The organism is Mesorhizobium sp. M7A.F.Ca.US.006.04.2.1, from assembly GCF_004022915.1.
In the GTDB taxonomy this organism is placed as follows: Bacteria; Pseudomonadota; Alphaproteobacteria; order Rhizobiales; family Rhizobiaceae; genus Mesorhizobium; species Mesorhizobium ciceri.
This window is the reverse complement of the sequence record NZ_RZQA01000133.1, coordinates 1-9954: the sequence shown is the minus strand read 5'-3', so window position 1 is coordinate 9954 and position 9954 is coordinate 1. Positions and strand designations below refer to the sequence as shown.

General features: G+C 62.4%; 9 protein-coding genes and 1 tRNA gene. 6 read left to right on the top strand and 4 right to left on the bottom strand.

The window, feature by feature from the left end; genetic code table 11:
* A partial coding sequence (gene betB / locus EN925_RS09985; RefSeq protein ID WP_128336499.1) for a betaine-aldehyde dehydrogenase occupies window positions 1-1435 on the top strand: 1435 nt, incomplete at its 5' end.
* 9 nt (window positions 1436-1444) lie between these two features.
* On the opposite strand, the gene EN925_RS09980 is transcribed toward betB, so the two are convergent.
* Together EN925_RS09980 and EN925_RS09975 are read right to left on the bottom strand one after the other, a co-directional pair.
* Window positions 1445-3685, bottom strand: coding sequence for a mannose-1-phosphate guanylyltransferase/mannose-6-phosphate isomerase (locus EN925_RS09980; RefSeq protein ID WP_127369347.1), 2241 nt, complete (start codon window positions 3683-3685; stop codon window positions 1445-1447).
* An 11-nt stretch (window positions 3686-3696) separates the two neighbouring features.
* Entirely contained in the window at window positions 3697-5217 is a 1521-nt protein-coding gene (locus EN925_RS09975; protein WP_128336497.1) for a phosphomannomutase/phosphoglucomutase, read from the bottom strand.
* 201 nt (window positions 5218-5418) lie between these two features.
* Here EN925_RS09975 and EN925_RS09970 point away from each other — a divergent pair.
* The 5 genes from EN925_RS09970 (at window position 5419) to EN925_RS09950 (ending at window position 7762) form a co-directional block, all read left to right on the top strand.
* Window positions 5419-5495: transfer RNA gene (locus EN925_RS09970), tRNA-Pro, on the top strand.
* 539 nt (window positions 5496-6034) lie between these two features.
* Complete coding sequence (locus EN925_RS09965) at window positions 6035-6325, top strand: hypothetical protein (RefSeq protein ID WP_024503706.1); 291 nt, start codon at window positions 6035-6037, stop codon at window positions 6323-6325.
* A 207-nt stretch (window positions 6326-6532) separates the two neighbouring features.
* Window positions 6533-6748, top strand: coding sequence for a hypothetical protein (locus tag EN925_RS09960; protein ID WP_024503705.1), 216 nt, complete (start codon window positions 6533-6535; stop codon window positions 6746-6748).
* Window positions 6749-6754: 6 nt separating this feature from the next.
* A complete protein-coding gene (locus EN925_RS40640) occupies window positions 6755-7195 on the top strand; it encodes a hypothetical protein (protein ID WP_245460921.1) in 441 nt (146 codons plus the stop codon).
* A gap of 222 nt (window positions 7196-7417) precedes the next feature.
* The gene (locus tag EN925_RS09950) at window positions 7418-7762 is read left to right on the top strand and encodes a hypothetical protein (RefSeq protein WP_127368552.1); all 345 of its coding nucleotides are present in this window, start codon (window positions 7418-7420) and stop codon (window positions 7760-7762) included.
* Window positions 7763-7795: 33 nt separating this feature from the next.
* Here the strand turns inward: EN925_RS09950 and EN925_RS09945 are convergent, their stop codons facing one another.
* Window positions 7796-9415, bottom strand: coding sequence for an ABC transporter ATP-binding protein (locus EN925_RS09945; protein WP_013532689.1), 1620 nt, complete (start codon window positions 9413-9415; stop codon window positions 7796-7798).
* A 47-nt stretch (window positions 9416-9462) separates the two neighbouring features.
* Window positions 9463-9954: ABC transporter permease subunit (locus EN925_RS09940; RefSeq protein WP_128336495.1), on the bottom strand; the 492-nt coding region annotated here is incomplete at its 5' end.

Sequence of the window (9954 nt, the reverse complement as noted above, 5' to 3'; positions counted from 1 at the left end):
TGTCAACGGACGCTACATCGAGGACGAAGGCGGCGCCCCGCTGCCGGTCATCTATCCGGCAACCGGCGAGACCATCGCCATGCTGCGTTCGGCAACGCCGAACGTGCTGGAACTCGCCGTCGAGGCCGCGCGGGCGGCGCAGCCCGCCTGGGCGCGGCTGAAGCCGGTCGAGCGCGGGCGCATCCTGCGCCGCGCCGCCGACATATTGCGCGCCCGCAACGCCGACCTCGCTCGCATCGAGACGCTGGACACCGGCAAGGCGATCCAGGAAACGTTGGTGGCGGATGCGCCCTCGGCTGCGGACTGCCTTGAATATTTCGGCGGTGCCGTTGCCGCCTACAACGGCGAGTCGGTCGATCTCGGCGGACCCTTCGCCTACACAAGGCGCGAAGCGCTCGGCGTCTGTGTCGGCATCGGCGCATGGAACTACCCGATCCAGATCGCCGGCTGGAAATCGGCACCGGCGCTCGCCATGGGCAATGCCATGGTGTTCAAGCCGTCGGAAAACACGCCGCTGTCGGCGCTGGCACTGGCCGAGATCTACAGCGAAGCGGGGCTACCCGACGGCTTGTTCAACGTTGTGCAGGGCTATGGCGATGTCGGCGCCGGGCTTGTCGGCCACGATGTCGTCGCCAAGGTCTCGGTGACCGGTTCGGTGCCGACCGGCCGCAAGGTGCTGTCGCTTGCCGGCTCGAAGATGAAGCACGCGACGATGGAACTCGGGGGCAAGTCGCCGCTGATCGTGTTCGACGATGCCGACATCGAGAACGCCATTGGCGGCGCCATGCTCGGCAATTTCTATTCGACCGGACAGATCTGCTCCAACGGCACGCGCGTCTTCGTGCAGAGCGGCATCCACGACCGCTTTGTCGACCGTCTGATAGAGCGGACCAAGAAAATCCGCATCGGCGACCCGCTCGATCCCGAAACCCAGATGGGACCGCTGGTCTCCAAGGCGCAGCACGACAAGGTGGCCGGCTATATCGAGATCGGCAAGCAGGATGGAGCGACGCTTGCTTGCGGCGGCAATGTGCCTTCGCTGCAGGGCTTTCAGGGCGGCTTCTTCGTCGAGCCGACGGTGTTCACCGGCGTGACCGATGGCATGCGCATCGCCCGTGAAGAAATTTTCGGACCAGTGATGAGCGTGTTGAAATTCGACGGCGAGGACGAGGTGATCGACCGCGCCAACGACACCGAATTCGGCCTCGCTGCCGGCGTCTTCACGCGCGACCTGCCGCGCGCCCACCGCGTCATCGCCGAACTGCAGGCCGGCACCTGCTGGATCAACGCGTATAATCTGACGCCGGTGGAAATCCCGTTCGGCGGCTTCAAACAGTCAGGCATCGGGCGTGAGAATTCACTGGCCGCACTGGCGCTCTATTCGCAGCTGAAGTCGATCTATGTCGAGACGGGTGACGTGGCGAGCCCGTACTGATCCAGCCCTCTACGCCTTCAGGTCGGCCGTGCTGTCCAGATATTGCGTCAGCGCACAGACCAGATGATAGAAGATGCTGGCTGGCACATCGGTCGCCAGCGAGCGGCCGCGTTCGTCGATGCGGTCGATCCACAGTCCGAGCGGCGCCGGGTCAATGTGCCAGCGGAACAACCGGCCGACGCGCGCTTCGATCTCGGGCTTGAGATCGGGCCCGCCCGAACCATCCAGCGCGATCGCCGCCTTCACCGCTTCGGCCTGCGGCCAGCTGCGCGATATCAGGTCGAGCGGCAGGCCCTGTCGCGAGACGGCGCCATAGGCAAGGCCGGTGGCGCGGTTGAGGCCATTGGCGATGGCCGAGGCGTAGAGTTTCCTGGCAAAGCCGCTCAACTCGGCCTGGCCGCTGCGCCCAGCGAAATCGACCAGCAAAGAGGCCCATTCGAAATGGTGGCCAGGCTCGGTCCACGAGCCTTTCTCGCGGGCGGATGGTTTCCATTCGGCATCGAAATACTCGCCAAGCGTCCAGCTTTCCGGATCGAAGAAATGACTGCGGAAGAGGTCGATGATACGCGCTGCGCGGCGCAGATGGGCGCGCTCGCCGGTCGCCTGGTGCCAGGCGAGGAAGGCCTCAAGCAGGTGCATATGCGGGTTGGAGCGGCGCTCGCCTTTGCCATCCGATGTCTCAAGGAAGCCGGTCATGCGGCTGTCTTCGAGATGCGCATCGAGAAAGGCGAAGGTTTCCTCGCCGAGGCGCAAAGCGTCGGGATTGCCAGACATATGCGCATGCGCCAGTGCCAGGAGCACGCAGGAATGATCGTAGGCATCCTCGGTGGCGTCGGCAACCGAACCGTCAACATTCAGCGTCCGAACCCAGCCGCCCTTGTCGGTGCGGCCCTTGCCGGCCATGAAGGCGATGCCGTGGCTGATCAGCCGGTCGGCCGGACCGTCCCAGCCGCGCGCCCGGGCAACGGCGAAGGCATAGACCTGCCTCGCCGTGGTGCGCATGCGCTTGGGCTTCATCAACGGCGAAGCGTCCAGGCCAAGCGCTTCGTGAAAGCCGCCATGGCGTTCGTCGACGCCCGATGTCGACCACAGCGGCAAGGTCTCCTGAAACAGCCAGTGATGCACGCGCCGCCGCCAGGCGCCGCTTTCGATGACGCGGTCATGCGCCGGCGTGAACCTGGTTTCCAGGCGACCCGATTTTTCGAGCTGCTCGACGATCTTCTTGACGTGTTGGCTGTGGCTGACCGGAGCGACGAAGGTGGCATCCGATGTCGAAACGATGGCGATGTCCTTCATGCCGATCGCCGACAGCAGGCGGCCGTCACTGCGAATGTAGGAATTCTCGCAATCGATGGCGACGACGTCGCCGATGATGACATTGCCCCGGTCGTCGGCGGGGCCGACATCGAGCAGCGACTGCCATGAGCCGAGATCGTTCCAGCGGAAGCCGGCCGGCACCATCGCGATGTCTTTTGCCCGCTCCATGATGGCGTAGTCGATCGAGTTCGACGGAATGGCGGCGTAGAGTTCTAGCGGCATGTAAAGGCCGGACAAATCCGATGTCGCTGCCTTGTAGGCTGCTTCGGTGGCCTGCCAGATATCCGGCTGGAACGCTATGAAGGCATCACGCATGGCGCTGGCGCGAAAAAGGAAGATACCGGTGTTCCAGTAGAAATTTCCGGCCTTGAGATAGCTTTGCGCAGTCGCAAGATCCGGCTTTTCGACGAAGCGCGACACGTCGAAGATGCCGCCGCTTTCGGCCGCAACCTCGATATAGCCGTAGCCGGTCTCGGGCTGTGTCGGCCTGATGCCGAACACCACCAGCCGGCCGCTACGCGCTGCCTCGGTGCCGGCTTCGACGCTCTGCCAGAACTGGCGCGGGGTCGATATCTCATGGTCCGACGGCACCACCAGCACCAGGCTGTCGCCGAACTCGGACAGTGTGCGCAGTGTCGCCAGTGCGACAGCGGCGGCTGTGTTGCGCCCGGTCGGCTCGAACAGCGGCCCGCCGCCGGCGAGGTCGAGGCCGGCAAGATCGGCGTGAACGCGACCGGCATGGCGCTCCGCGGCAATCAGGAAGATCGGCGTTTCGCCTTCCGGCCGGGCCGTCAGCCGGCGCAAGGTCTTGGCCAGCATCGAGCCGTCGCCGGACAGATCGTGGAACTGCTTGGGATTGTCCTCGCGCGACAGCGGCCACAACCGCGAGCCGACGCCGCCGCTCATGACAAAACTGACAATCCTCTCGGTCATTCAACTGCCATTCAAAAAGTCTGGTTGTAGGCGCCCACCTCGGGGCTGCGGCGCAGCACGGTGTCGACAGCCTCGAACATCTCCCGTCGACGCTGCGACGACACCGGGCTTTCGACGACCACGACCAGTTCCGGCTTGTTCGACGAGGCGCGCACCAGTCCCCAGGTGCCGTCTTCGGCGACAACGCGCGCACCGTTGACGGTGATGAGGTCGGCGATCTTCTGGCCCGCAAAAACCGTTCCATCCCGCTTCATGGCCTGAAAGTCGGCAACCACCCGCTCGACAACGCCATACTTCACATCGTCCGCGCAGTGCGACGACATGGTCGGCGTGCCGAAGGTCAGCGGCAGCGCGCGGTAGAGATCGGCCATCGAACTGCCGGGGCTGCGGTCCAGCATCTGGCAGATGGCGATGGCGGTGACCAGCCCATCGTCATAACCCCGCCCGACTGGCGGGTTGAAGAAGAAATGGCCCGACTTTTCGAAACCGGCGACGGCGCCAAGCTCGGCGACGCGGCGCTTGATGTAGGAGTGGCCGGTCTTCCAGTAGTCGGTGACGGCGCTGTTGGCGCGCAGCACGCTGTCCGTGTTGAACAGGCCGGTCGACTTGACGTCGACGACGAAGGTCGAGCCCGGATGCTGGTTGGAGATATCGCGCGCCAGCATCACACCGACCTTGTCGGCAAAAATCTCATTCCCCTCATTGTCGACGACGCCGCAGCGGTCGCCGTCACCGTCGAAGCCAAGGCCGACATCGGCTCCAGTCTCAAGCACCTTGTCCCTGATGGCATGCAGCATCTGCATATCCTCGGGATTGGGATTGTAGCGCGGAAAGGTGTGGTCGAGTTCGACATCGAGCGGGATCACTTCACAGCCGATCCGTTCCAGCGCTTCAGGCGCAAAGGCGCCGGCGGTGCCATTGCCGCAAGCGGCTACGACCTTGAGCTTTTTCGAGATGCGCTTGCCCCGGGTCAGATCGTCGAGATACGTTTCGCGAAAATTGGGAACGAAATCATAAGACCCGCCGCCGACAAGGTCGAAATCGCCGGCCATTACAATCTGCTTCAGCGCGCTCATCTCTTCCGGCCCGAAAGTCAGCGGCCGCGCCGCACCCATCTTGACGCCGGTCCAGCCATTCTCGTTATGCGAGGCGGTGACCATAGCGACCGAAGGCACGTCCAGTGCGAACTGGGCGAAATAGGCCATCGGCGACAACGCCAGTCCGATGTCCCTCACCCGAGCGCCTGCAGCCATCAAACCGGACACCAGCGCCAGCTTGATGCCAAGCGAATAGGAGCGGAAATCGTGCCCGGTGACGATATCGGGACCGGCACCGACACGGCGGATCAGCGTGCCAAGCCCCATTCCGAGCGCCTGGACGCCAATCAGATTGAGCTCCGGCAGTTGCGCGGAGCCGGGATGGCCAAACCACCAGCGCGCATCATATTCTCGAAAGCCGGATGGCTTGATCAGCGCTTCGGTTTCGAACTCGAAACTGTTGGGCCGGGCGTCGCCAACGATGCTGAAGGACAAGACTGGAAAACTCCGAGTGGCGGAAATTACGAGTTGTCGAGGACTGCGGCTTAGCACAGAAGGCTTTAAGCCACGTTTATCCCAGGAGGGAATCCGAGCCTTTCGGGCTATGCTCGACGAAAGCCGATGAAATGCGACAGAAGTGCTGCCATGCCGCTTGCAGGAACGAAGTGTGGCGGCTATAAGCCCGCGGTCTGGTCACGGAGTGTAGCGCAGCCTGGTAGCGCACCTCGTTCGGGACGAGGGGGTCGCAGGTTCAAATCCTGCCACTCCGACCAGAAAAAACAAAGAGTTAGCGCATCCCGACTTCGGCGCTCCACCTGCCCCTCAAGCGAGATTACTCGCGTCTCCCCGCCGGCCGACAGCGATGCCTGTTGCACTGGACAGCAACCAGACGGTCTCAACCGGCCGCCTGATGCCTTCGTGCGTGCGCTCGCGAACAGATTCCGGAAAACATCTCAACTGGTACGCGCGTCCGGCTAGCGGAGGCCAAAAAAGCTCAAGATCGCTATCACGATGACCACAGCTCCAACGAGCCAAATGATATTGTTCATGATCTCTCTCCTGTTGCCTGGGGGAAGCCCGCGCCTCTGGCGGAGAACGCGGGCCGACCAGTCTTTGCCGACTGATCCGCAGCAGACACCAAATCGTGATCCCGGCTGCGAGAAATAAAACCATCAGGCACGTCTAATGTTCCGTCGTTGACCAGATCCGGCGGTGACAGTGAACGTTCGGGCCGATGCCGGACCACCGGAACCAAAGCGATCAGGGGCAGTTAATCCAATGAAGGGCTAATTAAGAAAACGGAGAAATTGCAATGAAAACAATGATCATGTGCGCGTTGGCGCTTTCCATTGGACTGCCCGTCGTGGCTTCGGCAGCCGAAGCCGATGTGGTTGTTAGAACCCATCATCGACATCACGGCAGCGTCAAGATCATCAACGAAGACGGTCAGCGCTTACACCACCGCCGCCATGGTACTGTGGCGTTCTACGACCATGGGCGCCGGCATCATCACCGCGATACCGTTGTCGTGACAGGTTCCGTCTCCACCCATCGCCACCACCATCGGCACCATCCCGTGGTGATCGAGAACGACGGGTACTGACCACAGATCTCCGGCCCGATTCTTGAAGGAATCGGGCCACGAGAGGCCCTTTGATCATGCTTTTGGCAGCACCGTCGGCAAGACAATTGCCCCTAGCCAGACTTAGGTCTGACCCCTGCCCGACCGAAGTCCAGGTTGGAAACGCATGCGCTTGCCCCAAATTCGGGGTGGCGGGCAAAAATGATCGATGAAACCAAGAGCAGCAGCATGTCGAACCGTGAGACCAAACGATCCGATGCCCTGAGCACGCGAGTAACAGAGATCAAGGCCAGGATGCAGCAAGCCCAGATTACCGAAGACGAGATGAAGACCTTCCAGAAGGTCGCGGCCATCATGGAGGGCGGCGAGGGCCGAATCGAGGTTGACGACCTGATTGCCGCGTCATTCCTCACCGACACGCTGCTGAACAGCCCGAAGCGTTAAGCGACCATGCCGACGATTAGCAGACTTTTTGATTCCCACGCCGATGCGACGCGGGTCGCTAGCAACCTGGTGGCGGCCGGAATTCCTCGCGTACAGATCGCGATCATCGGGCCTTACAATGACGGGGCAGGATCTGTTTGGGTTTCCGCTTTGGGATCGGTACTGGGCGCTGCTGCCGGCGGGTTGGCATGTCTGAGCGCCGTTGCGGCAGTTGGCATCAATCCTGTTGCTGCGAGCGTATTGCCAACAGCGGTGGCTGGCGCGGTCTGTGGCGGCGTTGCCGGCGGTCTGTTTGGAACATTCGCCCTGCGCGCCATGAAGGCGGATGATCAGGACGTGGCCGAGGGCGTCGTCCTGGTGACGGCGCATGTCGATGAAAATGACGCCGAGATCGCTCAGACAGTGCTCGGCGGTCCCTCGTCGACGTTGGTGGCCGAAGCAGCTTAGGAAAGCCGCCTCGACGTCGCCGGAACCGGCACTCTCCGTTTGCCAGCGATTGAACTCCACACCCGGCAAATAGCAATTCAGACTGGGGATGTTCCTGCTGTCGACCGCATGGCCGAGCCCTGTGGCAGGTTCCTTCGCGGCCGCATATTTTGACGAAAAGGCCCGTCGGCTCTAGGGTCGATTAACCTGATGGAATGAGTGAAACGGCGGGCCGAGTGCGACATGAATTTGAATTCAACCACAGCCCCGCCCTTGATTCTTGTGATGACGCTGGTTCTCGTCGCTGGCTGTTCATCGCTCGGCAGAACCGTCGATCCAGCGAAATACGATTCAATGACGTGCACCGACCTCAACAGTGCGATGGGAGACGTCGCCCGTGACATCTCGCAAACGGCAATCACGCGCGGCAAGGTCGCCAACACCAATGTTCCACGCTGGCTGCTCGGCGGCTCACGCGTGAAGACCGCGGTAGCCAACCGTGAAACAGCCAGGATCGACCGGCTTAAGCAGCAACAGGATGCCATTGCCGCCGTGCGAGCGCGCAAGTGCCCGAGGACCGCGAATTGAGCGGACAGCCAACGCCTCGGTGCAGAGCCCGGTTCAGGCGCTCAGGCGAAATCGCGTCACGTCGATCGCGGCGGCCATCAGCGTCTGTGTGTAGGCGTGCTGCGGATTGCTGAAGATCGCCTCGGTCGGCCCTTCCTCGACGATCTTGCCCTGTTTCATGACGATGATGTAGTCGGCCATGGCGCGCACGACCGACAGATCGTGGCTGATGAAGAGATAGGACAATTCGTGGTCCGCCTGCAGCTTGCGCAGCAGTTCGACGATCTGTTTCTGCACAGAGCGATCGAGCGCCGAAGTCGGCTCATCCAACACCACCAGCCTGGGCTTCAGGATCATGGCGCGGGCAATGGCGATGCGCTGCCGCTGACCGCCGGAGAATTCGTGCGGGTAGCGGTTGCGGGCGTTGGGGTCGAGGCCGACCTCGCGCAATGCCTCGACCGCGCGTTGATCACGCTGCTTGCCCGAAAGGTCAGGCTCATGCACCAGAAGTCCTTCGGTGATGACCTGGCCGACAGTCATGCGCGGCGACAACGAGCCGAACGGGTCCTGGAAGACGAGCTGCATCTGGCGCCGCAGCGGCCGCATCGCCTGCCTGTCGGCTTGGGAAATGTCGCGATCGCCGAAACGGATGAGCCCGTCACTCGGCAACAGCCGCAGCAAGGCGCGGCCAAGCGTCGACTTGCCCGAGCCGGATTCACCAACGATGCCGATGGTCTGGTTGCGCTGCAGCCGGATCGAGATGTGATCGACTGCACGCAGCATCAGCGGTTCGCCAGCAAGAAACCCGCCGCCGATCCTGAACGTCACTTCGACATTCCTGCCTTCGAGCAGCACTGGGGCGTTGGCGGGCGGCGGCGCCTTGCTGCCGGTCGGCTCGGCCGCCAGCAGCATTTTCGTGTAGGCATGCTGTGGGTTGACGAAGATGGCCTCCGCCTCCCCCTCCTCGACAACCTCGCCCTGGCGCATGACATAGACCCGATCGGCAAAGCGGCGGACGATGCCAAGATCGTGGGTGATGAAGACGATCGCCATGCCGAGCTTGCGCTGCAATTCGGCCAGAAGCATCAGGATCTGCGCCTGTATGGTCACATCGAGCGCCGTCGTCGGCTCGTCGGCGATCAATATGTCAGGGTCGTTGGCGAGCGCCATCGCGATCATCACACGCTGGCGCTGGCCACCCGACATTTCGTGCGGATAGGATTTCATCCGCCGCTCGGGATCGGGAATATGCACCAGCCGCAGCAGTTTGAGCGCCTCTTCACGCGCCTCGGCGACATTCAGACCCCGATGCCGGCGGATCGGTTCGATCAACTGGTTGCCGATCGAATAGAGCGGATCGAGCGAAGTCATCGGCTCCTGGAAGATCATGCTGATCTTGCGGCCACGGACCTTGTTGAGCTCGGATTTGCTGAGCGTTAGAAGATTGCGGCCACGATAGTCGACGCTGCCTGTCGCTTCGCCATTCGACGCCAGCAGGCTCATCGCCGCCATCATCGTCTGGCTTTTGCCGGAGCCGGATTCGCCGACCACGGCAACGGTCTCGCCCGATTTGACATGGATGTTTATGCCCTTGACCGCCTCGACGGCGCCGTCGAGCGTGCGGAAGCGGACACGCAAATCCTTGACGCTGAGGATCGTTTCGGAAGCAGCCATCTCAGCGGTCCCCCTCTTTATCGATCCGCATCTTAGCGATCCCCATCTTAGCGATCCCTCGGGTCGAGTGCGTCGCGCAGGCCGTCGCCGACGAAGTTCAGCGCAAACAGCGTCGAGACGAGGAAGAAGGCGGGGAACAGGAGCAGCCAGTTGGCGGTGCCGATGTTCTTGGCGCCGACCGAGATCAGAACGCCCCAGCTGGTCATCGGCTCCTGCACGCCGAGGCCGAGAAACGATAGGAAGCTTTCCAGGATGATCACCTGCGGCACCAGCAGCGTCATGTAGATGACCACCGGGCCGAGCAGGTTGGGGATGACGTGGCGCAGCAGGATGCCGCGCTGGCCGACGCCCATGGCTTCCGCCGCCTGGACATATTCCTGGCGGCGGATCGACAGTGCCTGGCCGCGCACGATGCGCGCCATGTCGAGCCACAGCACGGCGCCGACGGCCAGGAACATCAGCACGAAGTTGCGGCCGAAGAACACCACCAGCATGATGACGAAGAAGATGAAGGGCAAGGAATAGAGCACGTCGACGAT

Excerpts from the sequence above, each read along its gene's own strand:
- EN925_RS09960 (WP_024503705.1), top strand. The coding sequence starts at position 6,533 with ATGTCGAACCGTGAGACCAAACGATCCGATGCCCTGAGCACGCGAGTA.
- EN925_RS40640 (WP_245460921.1), top strand. The coding sequence starts at position 6,755 with ATGCCGACGATTAGCAGACTTTTTGATTCCCACGCCGATGCGACGCGG.
- EN925_RS09950 (WP_127368552.1), top strand. The coding sequence starts at position 7,418 with ATGAATTTGAATTCAACCACAGCCCCGCCCTTGATTCTTGTGATGACG.
- EN925_RS09965 (WP_024503706.1), top strand. The coding sequence starts at position 6,035 with ATGAAAACAATGATCATGTGCGCGTTGGCGCTTTCCATTGGACTGCCC.
- EN925_RS09980 (WP_127369347.1), bottom strand. The coding sequence starts at position 3,685 with ATGACCGAGAGGATTGTCAGTTTTGTCATGAGCGGCGGCGTCGGCTCG.
- EN925_RS09945 (WP_013532689.1), bottom strand. The coding sequence starts at position 9,415 with ATGGCTGCTTCCGAAACGATCCTCAGCGTCAAGGATTTGCGTGTCCGC.